Origin of the sequence: Bacillus sp. BS98, assembly GCF_008432245.1 — a bacterium.
GTDB classification, from domain to species: Bacteria; Bacillota; Bacilli; order Bacillales; family Bacillaceae_G; genus Bacillus_A; species Bacillus_A toyonensis.
In genome coordinates this window covers 1,977,525-1,992,610 of sequence record NZ_CP043830.1, presented here as the reverse complement: position 1 = coordinate 1,992,610, position 15,086 = coordinate 1,977,525, and the positions used below count along the sequence as shown (strand labels likewise).

General features: G+C 33.9%; 17 protein-coding genes. 4 read left to right on the top strand and 13 right to left on the bottom strand.

Annotation, left to right across the window (positions count from 1 at the left end; genetic code table 11):
* Positions 1-78: 78 nt before the first annotated feature.
* The 8 genes from F0362_RS10445 to F0362_RS10410 all read right to left on the bottom strand — a co-directional run bounded on the left by F0362_RS10445 (position 79) and on the right by F0362_RS10410 (position 5,109).
* Positions 79-375, bottom strand: coding sequence for a WXG100 family type VII secretion target (locus tag F0362_RS10445; RefSeq protein ID WP_000918601.1), 297 nt, complete (start codon positions 373-375; stop codon positions 79-81).
* 343 nt (positions 376-718) lie between these two features.
* Positions 719-1,147 carry a GNAT family N-acetyltransferase gene (locus F0362_RS10440; protein ID WP_000584250.1) on the bottom strand — a complete coding sequence of 143 codons (429 nt, stop codon included), beginning with the start codon at positions 1,145-1,147 and terminating at the stop codon, positions 719-721.
* Positions 1,144-1,515 carry a cupin domain-containing protein gene (locus F0362_RS10435; protein ID WP_000688067.1) on the bottom strand — a complete coding sequence of 124 codons (372 nt, stop codon included), beginning with the start codon at positions 1,513-1,515 and terminating at the stop codon, positions 1,144-1,146. Before F0362_RS10435 ends, F0362_RS10440 begins: the two co-directional genes overlap by 4 nt.
* 12 nt (positions 1,516-1,527) lie before the next feature.
* Positions 1,528-2,013, bottom strand: a complete 486-nt coding sequence (locus F0362_RS10430; RefSeq protein WP_000222834.1) for a GNAT family N-acetyltransferase — start codon at positions 2,011-2,013, stop codon at positions 1,528-1,530.
* The gene (locus F0362_RS10425) at positions 2,010-2,570 is read right to left on the bottom strand and encodes a 2'-5' RNA ligase family protein (RefSeq protein WP_000270901.1); all 561 of its coding nucleotides are present in this window, start codon (positions 2,568-2,570) and stop codon (positions 2,010-2,012) included. Before F0362_RS10425 ends, F0362_RS10430 begins: the two co-directional genes overlap by 4 nt.
* Before the next feature lie 6 nt (positions 2,571-2,576).
* On the bottom strand, positions 2,577-3,143 hold the full coding sequence (locus tag F0362_RS10420; RefSeq protein ID WP_001181781.1) for a GNAT family N-acetyltransferase: 567 nt from the start codon (positions 3,141-3,143) through the stop codon (positions 2,577-2,579).
* A gap of 314 nt (positions 3,144-3,457) precedes the next feature.
* Positions 3,458-4,585 carry a metallophosphoesterase gene (locus tag F0362_RS10415; RefSeq protein WP_002105355.1) on the bottom strand — a complete coding sequence of 376 codons (1,128 nt, stop codon included), beginning with the start codon at positions 4,583-4,585 and terminating at the stop codon, positions 3,458-3,460.
* Between the two features lie 101 nt (positions 4,586-4,686).
* Positions 4,687-5,109 (bottom strand): GNAT family N-acetyltransferase, encoded by a 423-nt coding sequence (locus F0362_RS10410; RefSeq protein WP_098184064.1) that lies wholly within the window; start codon positions 5,107-5,109, stop codon positions 4,687-4,689.
* 130 nt (positions 5,110-5,239) lie between these two features.
* Between F0362_RS10410 and F0362_RS10405 the strand changes: the two genes are divergently transcribed.
* Positions 5,240-6,640 carry a MocR-like pyridoxine biosynthesis transcription factor PdxR gene (locus F0362_RS10405; RefSeq protein WP_098184065.1) on the top strand — a complete coding sequence of 467 codons (1,401 nt, stop codon included), beginning with the start codon at positions 5,240-5,242 and terminating at the stop codon, positions 6,638-6,640.
* A gap of 103 nt (positions 6,641-6,743) precedes the next feature.
* Here F0362_RS10405 and F0362_RS10400 read toward each other — a convergent pair whose 3' ends face one another.
* Both F0362_RS10400 and F0362_RS10395 read right to left on the bottom strand, forming a co-directional pair.
* Positions 6,744-7,589: a YitT family protein gene (locus F0362_RS10400; protein WP_000831972.1), complete on the bottom strand. Its 846-nt coding sequence runs from the start codon at positions 7,587-7,589 to the stop codon at positions 6,744-6,746.
* 320 nt (positions 7,590-7,909) lie between these two features.
* Positions 7,910-9,118, bottom strand: coding sequence for a macrolide family glycosyltransferase (locus F0362_RS10395; protein WP_000024447.1), 1,209 nt, complete (start codon positions 9,116-9,118; stop codon positions 7,910-7,912).
* Between the two features lie 419 nt (positions 9,119-9,537).
* On the opposite strand from F0362_RS10395, the gene F0362_RS10390 reads away from it, so the two are divergent.
* Both F0362_RS10390 and F0362_RS10385 read left to right on the top strand, forming a co-directional pair.
* Positions 9,538-10,416, top strand: coding sequence for a protein kinase family protein (locus F0362_RS10390; protein ID WP_000941384.1), 879 nt, complete (start codon positions 9,538-9,540; stop codon positions 10,414-10,416).
* 23 nt (positions 10,417-10,439) lie between these two features.
* Complete coding sequence (locus F0362_RS10385; RefSeq protein WP_033658412.1) at positions 10,440-11,315, top strand: GNAT family N-acetyltransferase; 876 nt, start codon at positions 10,440-10,442, stop codon at positions 11,313-11,315.
* Between the two features lie 48 nt (positions 11,316-11,363).
* Here the strand turns inward: F0362_RS10385 and alr are convergent, their stop codons facing one another.
* The gene (alr, locus tag F0362_RS10380; RefSeq protein ID WP_000054187.1) at positions 11,364-12,539 is read right to left on the bottom strand and encodes an alanine racemase; all 1,176 of its coding nucleotides are present in this window, start codon (positions 12,537-12,539) and stop codon (positions 11,364-11,366) included.
* Between the two features lie 171 nt (positions 12,540-12,710).
* Here alr and F0362_RS10375 point away from each other — a divergent pair, with 171 nt between their 5' ends.
* Positions 12,711-13,172, top strand: coding sequence for a DinB family protein (locus F0362_RS10375; RefSeq protein WP_149889752.1), 462 nt, complete (start codon positions 12,711-12,713; stop codon positions 13,170-13,172).
* Here the strand turns inward: F0362_RS10375 and F0362_RS10370 are convergent.
* Both F0362_RS10370 and F0362_RS10365 read right to left on the bottom strand, forming a co-directional pair.
* Positions 13,141-14,337, bottom strand: coding sequence for an MFS transporter (locus F0362_RS10370; RefSeq protein ID WP_043322905.1), 1,197 nt, complete (start codon positions 14,335-14,337; stop codon positions 13,141-13,143). The genes F0362_RS10375 and F0362_RS10370 overlap by 32 nt on opposite strands.
* A 201-nt stretch (positions 14,338-14,538) precedes the next feature.
* Complete coding sequence (locus tag F0362_RS10365) at positions 14,539-15,084, bottom strand: MarR family winged helix-turn-helix transcriptional regulator (RefSeq protein WP_000377478.1); 546 nt, start codon at positions 15,082-15,084, stop codon at positions 14,539-14,541.
* Positions 15,085-15,086: the final 2 nt, after the last annotated feature.

The window sequence follows — 15,086 nt, the reverse complement described above, 5'->3', positions numbered from 1 at the left end:
TCTTACTCTAGTTTTAAAGTAATTTAGCCATACAACGTATGGTTGCATGGCTAAATTATATATTTCTTTTTATCTGTCTTATTGTAGACCGAAATTACGAGAAAGATCTTCGTCATGTCTAGCAACAGCCTCTGCAGTTTTATTAAGCTGCATATTAATTTCTTGTAATAGCTGTGCGAAGTTTTGTACTTTTGGTTTTAATTGATTGAACTGTTGGTCAAAACCTTCAAAAGCACGACCTTCCCATTCTCCTCTTAATTCATTTTGTAAGTTTTGTAGCTGACGTAAAATGTCCTCAATTTGATTTGCACCTTGTCCATATCGAGTCGCTTTTGATTTAAGCTCCTCTGGTGACATACGAATTTGTCCTGCCATTATTAAATCCCCCTTAAAATTTAAAAATAGTAAAATTAACCAATAATCAATTCTACAAATTGATTATATCAATAATTTAAAAATTTCTAAACAAAAAAATGATATTTTTCCAAAATTTCTCTTTCAATATAATAACGATATATTGTATAATATAAATTTATTATTTTTTAAGAAACTACTATTACTTGAAAATAAAAATCAATTAAACAAATTCTACAAATGTTATTCTTAACAATAGAAAAAAAGATTACCTAACATGAATGCGTATATTTTCCATTAAAAAGTTTGATTAAAATTCTATTAAAATTCTTTAATTAAAAGAAATACAGCCTCGCAATTTTTCTCACTTCAAAGTCATAATTACCTGTCTTTCAACAAACCCAAGTTCTTCGTACATCTCTTTCGCAAAATTCCCAGCAAATACATTCAACCGAATTTCTGAATACTTCTCCTTTAATTCCTTAATACCAGCTTCCATCAGTTCTCGCGATAATCCTCTCCCTCGATACTCTGGAAAAACGTATAGCTCATATATAAATCCAAGTTTTTCACGAGAAAAATAGTCAGTATTTTCCCCTATTAATATCCACCCTAATATTTTATTTTCTTCTTTAATGACTAAATAACATGCCCCCTTTTCTACTATTGGTTTTGTAATTTCAATCGCTTCCTCTGTACTTAATTGGCAATTCCCTCTCGTCCCTTCAAAAAGCGATTGGGCTGCATATTTTAATATTTTACTTGTATCTTCTTGATTCGCCTTTATTATCATTTTTCACAACCCCCATCCTTAATAGGCATTACTATCGATTGTTCAAGATTCTCCGCTTCCATAATAATTGCCAGTAATCCATGTTCTGTACTCGTCTCATGAAACTCTCCTTTCTCCCAAAACACAGCTTGTCCAGCTCTTATCTTTACTTTTTCTTTATCTGCCCCACACACATATCCTTCTCCGTCCATAATAAGAAGCAGTTGTGATACAACTGCTTCATGATATCCAATTATTCCATTCTCTTGTAAATGCATAGCACCGATATGTACATTCCCTTGGTGGTTTACTATTTTCGACATTATGAAATTAGATTGAAATACTGATATGCGCTTTCCCGATTTTTCACTAAAATCAAAAATCTTCACTTCTAGTCCTCCTTATATGTATAAAACCATCCTTACTGTCTGCATCAAATGTCCTTCAAAGTCTTCTTCAAATTGCTCTAATTCAGCAAAACCTTTCGCTTCATAAAAACGTTTACCTTTTTCATTTGCTGCTTCTACATGTATGTACAGTTTCCGTATCCCTTTTAACGCCTTAATCCCTCTTTGTAATAAAGCACTTCCTATTCCTTTCCCTTGCTGATCTGGTAACAAATAAATCGCACCTAATTCTGCTTCGTTTTGCAATCTAACTGGTGAAAAATTAGCAAATCCTATTACTTCTCCCTCTTCCTCTGCAACGAATAAATGTGTATTTTTAAGACGATATTTCATTTTTTCATCAGAATATGCCTCGTCTAAAAAACTGTCTTGAATCTTTCTCGGAATGATGCCTTCATATGTATCATGCCAAGCTACTTTCGCTACTGTTTGTACAGCATGAATATCTTCTTGCTTCATCTCTCTAATTACATATGTCATCTCGATGTCTCCATTCTCTTTAAATTATATTCTGCTACTATACTAGAAGAAACGGCAGAACCATTTTCATAATTTACCTTAATTAATTTTAACTTTTCAATCGAAGCTGTTTTAACATCAAAATTCCCATATATATACTCCATTGCGCTTAAAAACTGAGTCGAGTTCAAATGATTCGCTATCGTACAATGCGGAACCCATTTGCCCGGTACATAATATGAATTTGGATTATCATGAAAAGCTTGGAAATGATCATGATAAGAATGATGAAGTGTTAACAATTCATCGGTAAGAGTCGGCGCTAGAAAAATCGTTCCGTTTGTAGGAAAAGTTCCAACAGAAAAAAAATTCACTGCAGCCATTTTCTCTTGAATAGCTACAAACTCCTCTAATTTCTTAGTATATAAATTAACATCTAACTCCTTATAGTCCGCAAGTGTGATATGCGGTTCTACTCCAGCTAATTGATTTGACTCTATTATATTCGTTAGTTCATTTTGCAATTCTATAATCTTATTAGTAAACACACTATCAAATGTTGCAATAATAGCGTACATGCGTCCTCACCCCTTCGTTACATATATTGCTTCCCATTCTTCACGAATCATTCCCATTCGAATAGAATCATAGTATGTTCCGTTATAATATCGGCATTTGCGCATTCTACCTTCTAAAGTCATTCCTATTTTCTCAGCTACTTTCATCATTCGTTCATTACCAGACCACGTCGTGAGCCCTACTCTACCAATCTCCATCTTTTCAAATAATAAATCTCGATATAATGTTAATGCTTCTGTACCGTAGCCACCATTCCAGTATGTTGGATCATAAATAACAATTCCCATCTCCAACCAACGCGTCGGTTTATGTTCCCAATAAAATCCGACTGTACCTATAACTTGACCGTTATTTTCTATAATTAAATTTGATAGAGGTTCTTCTTGTAAACGAGTTAACATCTTTTCTTTATAAGGTGCATATTCTTGCATTGAGAAAGGGAAATATGGCGCGTCCCATTTCTTCCATTCTGGATTTTCTTCTTTAAATACGAGGCTCCATAATGTTTTTATATTTGATTCTTCAATTGTACGAATTGTAACTTTGTTCCCCTTTTTTATAACGTTTTGCATAATTTCCTCCTACATTCCTCTTTATTTCATATATAATTATAATATTTTTTCAGAAAAATCAAAACAAAACTCTATAATATATTGTTTCATTTTGTTATTTGGCACCTATTATTTATAAAGAAAATAGTCTTCTAACCTTTAATCTCACCATATTCCAGGAGGAATTTATTTTTGAACAAGTTCAAGGGATGTATCAACGATTTCAAGAAGATATGAAACGGAATGCCAGAAGATAAATCCTCCATAATAGCTAAAGATGACATACGTGACCGTAACGCAGTTAATAAAAAATAGGAGGTTACATCCCTCCTATTTCAGCTCAATATTTTACTTTCCTTCTTATTTATCTCAAGTAGAATCCCTTTCTCTATCCAGCCTTCTACTCCATTTTTTTTAATTAAATCATACCCTGCGCAGCTACCATCAATGAGAGAAACAATATCCCCTTTTCTAACACCTATTTGCGCACAAGAAATATCGGTTTTCACTGTGTATTCACCTGACTCACGTTGCCTAATATATTCATTTTTCACATTGAGTAATTTATTCGTTTCCTTTTGCTTGCATATTGTGTAATCTCGCCTCTTCTCCACCGGCTCTATGTAATAATACGGATATGTAACCCCTCCCTGCATTGTTGCATCAGCATTAAATTCTGCTGTTGCTTCATAAATTGGAAAATAGTCTACATATGTATAAGAAAACGTATCACCTGTTAGTTTCCTCTGAATGATAAATGCATTTAATTGCCCTGCTTCTTTAATCGCATTCCCGCCGTCAATTGCAATAATTTTTTTCTCCTTATCAATAACTGGATTGTTAGACGGGGCTTCTTCAGAATAGTTCACAACAGGCCAATGCCCAACAACTACATACTTATTAGCTCTATGCGATTTATTAAAAAACTCTGGCATTGCTATCGCATTTTTGCGCGCTGTTTCTTTCCAATCTACTCTATCTTCCAGTCCAGCATGTACAAAAATATAATCTTCTGTTTCAATCGCTGTTGGCAGCTCATTTAGCCAATTTATTTCTTTTGAAAAGTGACTTAATAGTACTTCCTTCACTTCCTGAATTGAAGTATCTTCCTGAATAGAAAAATGTAATTGTTCTAACCATTCATTAAAAATCGAATGCTTTCTCGTACATAAATAATTAATGAGACCTGGATTTTCATTTAGAAGAGCATCAACTAAAACTTCACAATTCCCTTCAACAACGTGAACATTTAAATTACTCTCTACAAGATCCATTACATAGTCTACTACGCCGATGCTATCGCTTCCTTTCTCACAAAGGTCTCCATTAATAATTAAATAATCTTCATTCTTAAAGTTAACTTTATGTAGTAATTCTTTTAAAAGGTTCAATTCTCCATGAATATCAGACATTATGATAACTCTAGCATTATTAGGGATAGATAGTTTCTTTATTTTCTCCAAGTATAAACGCTCCAATCATTTTCTTTATTTATACAAAATAAATTATAAACCTTTCTAAATGAAATAGGTTCTATATTATGTCATATAGAACCTATCTTTCTTTATAATTTTTTATGAAAAGAATAACTTACCTTATCATACCCTTCCCTTTCATAAAAACGATGAGCATCAATTCTAGGAAACGCTGATGTTAAGTCGATAGACTCACATCCATTTTCCTTTCCCCAGTTCTCTATATAAGAAAGTAATACATTCCCATATCCTTTTGAACGATGTGCTTCTGCTGTTACAAGGTCATATACGAAAACGTGCTTCTTATTATAAAAGTTCGTACAAATTGCTACACCGGCAAGGCCAACAACTTCATCATCTTCATTACGTAACGAAAATAGTTTATAATTTTCTTCTTTCATTTTTCGAAATAAAAAGCCTGCTTCCTCTTCAGAAAGCTGTGTTCGTAATTGCTGTAAAACAGGTAATACTTCATGTAATTGTACTTCTGTTACTACTTCTTTAACATTCATTTGAACTCTCCCCTAACAATTTGTATAATTTTCTAAATGTTATATCATTATTATAGGGAGTGTCTGCCCTTCACTTAAGTGACAGTTTAATTATTTTTTATAAGGCCAGTTTTAAAGGAGAGTTCTTACTATGGATTTTACTATCCCATTGCAATTAGAAAGCAATACACCTATTTACTTACAAATTTACGAATTTATAAAATATGAAATTATACAGGGAACTATTTCTGTTGGTACATGTCTTCCCTCACATAGAAACTTAGCGTCACAACTTAATATTAGCCGCATTACTGTTGAATCAGCTTATCAACAATTATTAGCTGAAGGTTATGTAGAAAGTAAACCGAAGCGTGGTATTTTTGTTGCAAATGTCGATATTGACGTTATCCCGAATAAAAAATTAAATATGGCAAAGGAAAAGAGCAATTTAATAGAAGATCCGTTTGAATATGATTGTAGCCAAGGTCTTATTGATCAAACTGCTTTTCCGATTACAAACTGGAAAAGAGCGTTACAAGAAGCAATACTAAAGTACGAAAATGCGTTATTTGCTAAAGAAGACCCACAAGGTGAGTTCGTTCTTCGAGAACATATTTCAACATATTTATATCATGCGCGCGGTGTATATTCTTCACCTGATCAAATTGTGATTGGTGCCGGAACACAGCCACTTCTTTGGCTACTAATTCAACTGCTTGGTCCTACAAAAGAGTACGGCATTGAAAACCCTGGATTTCACCGTATACATGCAATTGTTAAAAGCTGCAATCAACAAATTCATCCCATTCCATTAGACGAAAAAGGGATTCATATTTCTAACTTATACAATACAAATTCCAATGTCGCATACGTTACGCCATCACATCAATTTCCGCTTGGAATGATTATGCCTTTATCTAGAAGATTGGAATTGTTAAAATGGGCCAATGATCGCGATGGATATATTATTGAAGATGACTATGATGGGGAGTTCCGTTACGCAGGTAAACCAATTCCGTCTTTACAAAGTCTTGACTCAAATGAACGTGTTATTTATATGGGGACTTTCTCAAAATCTTTTTTACCTTCTTTACGAATGGGATATGTTGTTTTACCACCGCATCTTTTAAAAACGTATGAAGCGTTGCAAGGTATTTTTAAACAAACAGTCTCTACTACACAACAACTTGCTTTCGCTAATTTTATACAAAGTGGAAATTGGGAACGTCATATTAACCGCAGTCGTACGTTGTATAAAAGAAAACATCATACATTAGTAAAATTCATTGTGAAAGAAATGGGTACTAATGTTCAAATTCTTGGTGAACAATCAGGTCTTCATATTGTTCTACGTATCCATAACAATATGAATGAACAAGAACTTATTGAATCAGCTAAGAAACAAAGTATTAAGTTATATCCACTTTCTCCCTATGATTTTGTAAATGATTTACGCAAAGAATCTTACGTATTACTCGGTTTCGGTAGTATTCCCGAAAATAAAATTGAAACGGTAGTAAACTTATTGAATGAAGCTTGGTTTCCTAGTTAAAAGAGAATTTGCTAACGCTGAGTTTAACTCGTAATACAATAAAAATTCAACAAAACAAAAAAGAAGATTGTCCAAAATAGCTTTTTGGACAATCTTCTTTTAGTTAATCACCTGATCGAGCGGTCCTTCCCGGACGCTTAACACCAGTTGTTTCTGTTGAATAAGAAGCTTCAATTATAGCAGTTGGATCTACAGAGAGAACGAGATCTTTCATTTTCGGATAAATGAAACGGTTTGTAATACAATAAATGATTCTCTTATGCTCTCCTAAAAAACCACCTTCTCCATGTAGATACGTAACGGATAATTGCAATTCTTTCATAAGTAGATCGCCTATTTCTTTATTCTTACCAGAAATAATCATGACGCTCTTTCCTTGATTAATGCCATCTAATATGAAATCAATCATCTTCGTAACAATATAGAAAATTGCTAATGAGAACATCGCTTGTTCGATTGAAAATAAAATGGCCACAAAAATGAAAATAACTGCATTTACAGCAAGTAAAAATGTGCTAATTGGTACCTTAAAGTGTTTGTTCATCCAAACTGCTAACATTTCTGAGCCATCTATTGCTCCGCCCATTTTCACTACAATCCCTACACCAATTCCAAACAGTACGCCACCATAAAGTACAATTAATAGTTCAGAAGTTGTAATCGCTGGAAATGGTTTTAAATAAATCAATCCGAGTGTTGTAACGACATTCGCATACGATGTACGTATAAAAAACTTCTTCCCCATTACTTTTGCAGTAAATAGTAAAATAGGAATATTAAGTCCTAAAAACACACCATACAGCGGTAATCCCGCAACTTTATTTGCCATAATAGCAATAGCCGTTACCCCGCCATCTACTAGTCCATTAGGCGCTAAAATAAGCTCTAGTGAACCCGCTACAATAATGGAGCCAATTGTTAATAATACGTATTCAAATACTCTCTTCATTCATTACCCCCAAAACTTATATATTTTCTTAGTATTATTTTAACGTAATCTTACTACTAATACAAAGATATCAGTTTATATACACAGAAGTTTCACCTTTACAGTGATTTTTATGTAATTGATTTAAAGCCTAATAGAAGAAACACACTTACATATTACAATAAGTGTGTTTTAAGTGTTTATTCTGCTATTCGCGAGCAGTAGACTCCCGTTTCAAATTTCAAGCTGAAACAAAGAGTCGGCTACCCAAAAACGCCCGATTCGTGTGAGCTAACAATCAGTTGTAGATGAACAAAGTCCACACTGATTAAAGTTTCACTTTATTTAAGCTTTAAATATGAATTCATTTTCATTTTAAATATTTCATCAACTGCTCTCTCATACCCACCACTATTTCGAAGTGACTTTCCAACTTTACGACTATTTTCCTTAAACGTTACATCATCCATTACTTCCTTTACAGTCTCACGTAACAATTCAGAAGTTAATTCTTTACGATTAAGCCTTATTCCAGCCCCTACTTCAGTCACTCGTTTCGCAACTAAAGGCTGATCTCCTGTTACCGGAATTACAACTAACGGGACACCGTAATATAACGCTTCACTCGAGCTGTTCATACCACCATGTGTCACGAATACATCAGCATGCTGTAATACTTCTAATTGCGGCACATAATTATACAACTTAAAGTTATTCGGAATATTTTCAAATTGACTTATATTCATTTTCTTACCAACAACTAATATGACTTTCGCTTCTACATCTTTAAACGCTTCAAAACATTTTTCATACAGGGCTGGTTGTTCATTAAAAACTGTTCCCATAGAAATAAAAATCACTTTTTCATCTTTTAAATCTTTAATAGGAAAACTGTTCTCTTCTTTTCGAGTAGCAATTGATGGACCGACAAATTTATACGATTCATCAAATACATCCGAATGTGGCTGATATTCTTTTGAAGTGTATACAATCGTAATATCGCCAGGATGATTCATAATATCATACAAACTATTACATTTCATTCCATACTGCTCTTTCCATCTTTCCATTCCCACTACACAAGATTGGTATAATGGATTGGTCTCATCTATTGGGCTCGATTCTTGCTCATCATTAAAAGTAATGTACTGATTAAAAGCAAAGGTTGTACAAGAAGAAACGCTTTGCAACTGTAGAATATTCGCTATAATACGTCCAACCGGAAAATGATTATCGTATATTAAGTAATCGTACTTTTCTCCTTTTGTTTCTTCTACAATTTTAGTAACAATACGTTCTGATGCTTCAATCATATGGGACAGCATCGTCAAAGGACTACCACCCTCATTAACTCGTTCCATAATATTAATTTGCGAAAGAAAATTCTCAAATGATCGAAATTCAGCGCCTGTTGCTTCAACCTTGTTTTTGTAATCTTCAATACAATATGATACAACTGTTTCCCCACGTCGAATTAACTCATTAACAACTGCTATCGTCGGATTAATATGACCTTCTCCAGGGAAATTTATTACGAGTACGTTCGCCATACCATTCTCTCCTTTCGATTCAACACACATTAATTAATACTTAATCATGTTAATTAATTTAAATCTATTATATAGGAATCTATTCTCCTTCTTCCTATCTTTCTCTTCATTTTATTATTGAGAAATATTGTCTAAAGCCTGCACTATTACGAGTACAGAACCTTATAAATAGACACTTCATTCCCCTTTTACTTTTCATATCTCGTATCATACGAACTTTACATTCGTGCATTTTTCACGTTTATCATTTGAAAACATTATTTTGATAATTCATACAAAACTAGAAAAATATAATTTCCATGCTGATTTCTCACTATAAATTTATGTATGCTCTATATTGTCCCCTATCATGATCCACGGGGTACATATTCTGTTATATAATAAATTTATAGAATTTACAGAAAAAATGAGGGGATTTCATGTTACAACAACTATTCACTTCACCTATTCTATCCATCCGAGCTTTACATCCAGGCTATGAAGATCATGCAAGTGACGTTTTTCTCATTCAAACAGCAGATGCAGAAGTTATCGTTCGTTCTTCTAAAATGAATGAAGAGCCAAATAATGATTTTTGGTGGGGATGCAAAAATCTCTTTGGAATTGATCCAAGGAACGTACATCATTTAGAAACGGTACATGCATTGCTGCAAAAACATACAAATCTTCCTATCCCAACAATTTTAGAAAAACATATTTTAGATGGCCAAGAATTCATTGTGGCTGAAAAATTAGTAGGTAATACAGTTCAATCTTTTATTGGGCAACCAGATTCTATTTTATTCAGCCTAGGAAAAGGACTAGCACAAATACATAAGTATTCAGCCCATTTCGTAGGAAATCCGTCACGTACACTCCAAGTTCCACTAGCGGAATTCCAGCCACACATTTTAAAAGTGAGTAAAGAACTTGTGAATAGGTTTTATTCCGATAACGAGAGCATATATAACGCATTTCATACTTTTGAGTCACAACTTTCTACCTTACCAACACCAAAGGAATCTACACTCGTCTTAATTGATATGGATCCTACTCAGTTTTTATCAGATGGTATAACTATTACTGGTTTAGTAGATACAGAAGCTTATGCAGTTGCCCCGCGAGAGTTTGATTTTATCGGATTAGAATATGTACTTTCAGAAAAAGAGGCTCATGCCTTTAAAAGTGGTTACGAAACAATTATGTCTATTCCTCATCTTGAGGAATGTAGACAGCCTTATCGTTATTTGTACCGACTGTTATCTGTTCAAGGTAGTGTGGAATTAAAGAAATGGCTAAGTTACCCATCCTATTTTTAAAAACGATTGCGAGGGATTATGAAATGAACATTGAAAAAAAGAATTCTTTAACAGCAAACGAAATTCAGCAAATGAAAGATTTAGCTCATATTTGCGGACAATACGATCAAATTGATTACTCATCAGATTTACATGTTAACTTTTTAACTGCTCGTAATAAAAAAGAAATCAATGATTTTCTATTTTTTGATGATACCCAATTAATTGGTGCGTTAAGTATGTACGACTTTGAAAGACCGACTAAACTGGAGTTAATAGGATTCGTGCACCCAAACTATAGAAAACAACATATAGGCACTACCCTTTTACAAACTGCCATGAACGAAATACAAAAAAGAGACATAGACGAAGCTCTTCTCATCATTAACGGAGATTCCTCATCTGGGAAAGCATTTGCAAATCAAATGAAATTACCTTATCTATACAGCGAGTATAATATGACGTGTAAATCAAATAAAAAACGAGAAACAATGAAGAATACTATTAAACTTTCCATCGCATCTTCAGAATTACTTCCTGATCTCATAGAAATCTCTAGTAAAGCTTTCGGGGATTCTGTAGCAAATACATCCACATGGTTACAAAAAATGATGAAGTCACCTTCTCATCAAGTTTACGTTGCTCTTATGAATGAAAAATCAATTGGAACGATTACAGTTACTCACCAAGAGCGATCTACTACACTTTCAGGCTTCGCAGTCCATCCTTCTTATCAAGGTAAAGGATATGGTAAAGATATTCTAAGTTATATGGTACATACACTCATTACAGAAGGAGTTTCAACGATTGAATTAGACGTCGAAACGAAAAATAACAATGCTTTACAGTTATATACACATTGTGGCTTTGAAATTATAATGAAGCATAATTATTATGACTTGTTCAAAAAACATCAATAGCCCAATTTTCATTTACGAAAAGTAAAGAAAAAACTGAATCATATCGATTCAGTTTTTTCTTAATATATTTACAACCGCAGTCGTTTCATTATGTTCTTTATAAACACGAGGAATTCTTCTGTCTAACATACATGTAACTTCATAATTAATTGTGCCTAACATATCCGCTACTTCTTCTACAGCAATTTCTTCTTCACCTTGTTTGCCGTAAAATACCACGTCGTCCCCTACTTGTACTGGCATCGCTTTTGTAACGTCCAGCATAAGCTGATCCATACAAACACGACCAATAACCGGCACTCGAACTCCATTAATTAATGCATACCCTTTATTAGATAACTGGCGATTATAGCCATCAGCATAACCAATCGGCACAGTCGCAATCCATTCTTCACCCGTTGTTACATACGTATTTCCATAACTTACACCACGATTTTTCGTCGCATGTTTAACATGAGCTACTTTTGATTTTAATGACAATGCAGGCTGTAAGGAAACGACTGTATGATCCACTTCTTTCGAAGGATACATGCCGTAAACCCCAATACCAACGCGAACCATATTTTGAAATGTATTGCTTAGTTCCATTGACCCTGCACTATTTGAACTATGAATGTATGGTATTTGCATCCCTAATTCATTTGCTGTATTTACAGCTTTCTCAAATAAACTTGTTTGCATATTCGTATACGATTTATCAATTTCATCTGCCGTAGAGTAATGTGTAAACATCCCTACTACCTCTACATACTCCATACGGTTTAATTCTTCTAAAAATGGTTTAACTTCTTCTTCTTGCAAACCGATACGGCTCATTCCTGTATCGATTTTCACTTGAATATGTGCTTTATTTTGAAGACGTTGTGCAATTTCATTTATGCCTTGTAAATCTTCTATTCTATAGACTGTCATCATAACGTCATATTGAATTGCGGATTCCACAGCTGCAACTGATGTATAACCCAATATTAAGATTGGTACAGTGATTCCAGCTTCTCTTAATTCGATTGCTTCATCGACAAATGCAACTGCAAGCTGGTTCACCCCTGCTTCAATCGCAGCTTTCGCAACTTCAACTGCCCCATGGCCATACCCATTCGCTTTTACAGCAGCCATCATTGCAATATTTTCATCGTTTACATGTTTTTTAAATTCTTTTACATTATGTTTTACAGCATTTAAGTCAACTTCAACAATTGTATCTCTTCCATATTTCAAACTCATTGGTCTAACTCCTAACTCAATAATTGCATTCCATTCTATTTCACGTTTCATATGACCTTTTACAATATAATACGTTTCACTATGCTAGTCAAACTACTAGAATTTTCGGAATTTTGAGTGTGATATAATACCCTTAAGAATTTATTATATATGGAGATGAGGAGAATTACAATGTTTGTACAATCTGCGTTGCATCAACTAAAAGTTGCTGTTGATACTTCTATCCAAATACTGAATCAATATAATGAAAGTGATTTGAAAATAACACCGATTGAATCAAAGTGGTCATTATTTGAAATGTGTACACATCTTTCCCTTATTTGCCATGCTGATTTACTCATCTTAAACGGTATTTCGGAAAAAAAGTTACATACCTTTTATATAGAACAAACACCCGAAACAATTGCTCAAATGCAACAAATGATGATACAAGGGTACGATTTACTTTCTAAAACTTTTTTATCCTATTCCAATGAAGAATTAGCGGAAATTATGACTGCTTATTGGGATATTGCTTATTCTCGATTCGAATGGTTACTTGAAATCGTCGCTCACTTTTATCATCATCGCAGTCAAATTCACATTTTACTAGTTGAGCATGTTAAAGATCCTTGCATTCCTTTATTTGAATGAAAAGAGTGGAAACAAAGCCAATAAAGAGTATGACTCCTAATAAAATAAACGTCTGAGCATAGTTCCCTATTTTCATAAGATAAATAGAAATAATAGGTCCTATACTAGTTCCTAAAAATAAAACGAAAGTATAAATAGAAACCGCTATTCCCCTTGCTCTCCCTCCTAATTGGCCGACAAGAGAAACTAAAGATGGAACCGATATAGCAATACCTATTACGAAGCAGACGCTCATCATTACAAGTAACGGCAGTGTCGAAATAAATCCCATTGAACTTAGACTAAAAATAGCAACTAACAATCCTCCTTGAAGAACTTTCTTTACTTCGAACCTCTTTGTTAAACGACCTGCAAATGGTGATAGTAACATACCAAATAACCCTGCTAGGCGAAAATATAGAATTTGTTCTGCTGTTAAATTGTAAGTAGAAGAGCTCAAATAATTCCCTAAAACAGTATACATATTAACAAAAGCCATTAATAAAACAAACGCAACCATATAGCTCCATACTAAGCTTTTATGTGTAAAAACTTTCCCCATCTGTTTCATTGGCCCCAAAATATCCGTATAAGCTTGAGACGTTTCCCCTTTCGGAAGAGAATAATGAACCCATACAGCAGTAATGATATAGACAAAGCTAAGAAGAAAGAACACCATATGCCATCCAAAATGCTGACTAACAGCAGTACTTATTACTTGCCCTACAATTCCAGCTACTAAAAAACCGGTACTAACAAACCCTATGGTTGTAACTTTTTTCTCTACTGGAAACATTTCTACAACGTAAGCTAACGCCACTGGAGAAAATGTAGCTGCTGCTATTCCCTGTAACCCTCGAAGAATAATAAGCCAAAATAAGCTATCCACAAACCCTAAGAAAAAGGAAACAATCGACAGTGCAAGCAATCCAATAAAAATCACTTTTTTTCGCCCATATTTATCAGAGATTGCCCCAAATAACAAACAACCTATAGCAAAACCTACCGAAAATATACTGCCTGTAGCCGCAGATTGCGCTAATGAAACTTTAAAAATGTCTGAAAATAGAGCGATTAAAGGAATCGTCACATATAGGCTGGACATAACTACCATACCTGCCCAACATAACACCGCTGTCATTACTGTATAATTCCTCCCACTATTTACTTCTTTTGATATTTCCATCATAAAATCTCCCCCTTACATTGATTTTCCTCATCGATTGAAAACTTATAAAGTAAATGACTCAAAATAAAATCCCTTCAACACTCACTTAATTCGTTTACGTTAATAAATACATTATCGCCCTTTAAATTAGCTAAACATATAATAAGGTAACCTAATTATATGTTTAAATAAAAAAGTTGACTCTCACAATCAACTTATTTACCTACCTTCGCCTAATTTCATCTGCATAATTACTTGCATTTTATTTAATAGCTTCTCTAACACTTGACGCTCTTCTTGATTAAAGTCATTAACTAACGAAGCGCAAGATGACCAAAAAGTCGGTAAAGAATGTGTAACTAGTTCTTTTCCTTTCGGAGTAATTTTCACCTTTAATCTTCTTCGATCTTCAGAATGATGGAACCTTACGATTAACTCTCGTTTCTCCATCCAATCTAATAAGCCGGTGACAGAAGCACGTGTAATCCCTAATCGACTCGCTATATCCGACGGACTCATGTTCACTTCTTCTCCATTCGATTCCATTTCACGCAAAATAAATAACAATAAAAAATCTAATTTGCTTTCCGAAATACCAAGCGGAGCTAAATCTACGTCAACAGCATCAAGAACATTATCAGACGTCCATAACATTAACAAACCAAGTTTTGCTGCGATTGGATCTGTTTCCGCTGATGCTGTCTTTTTTATTAACTCTGCATATGGATCAATCCCTAAAGGAAGAGCACCTTTTTTTGAATCCATTC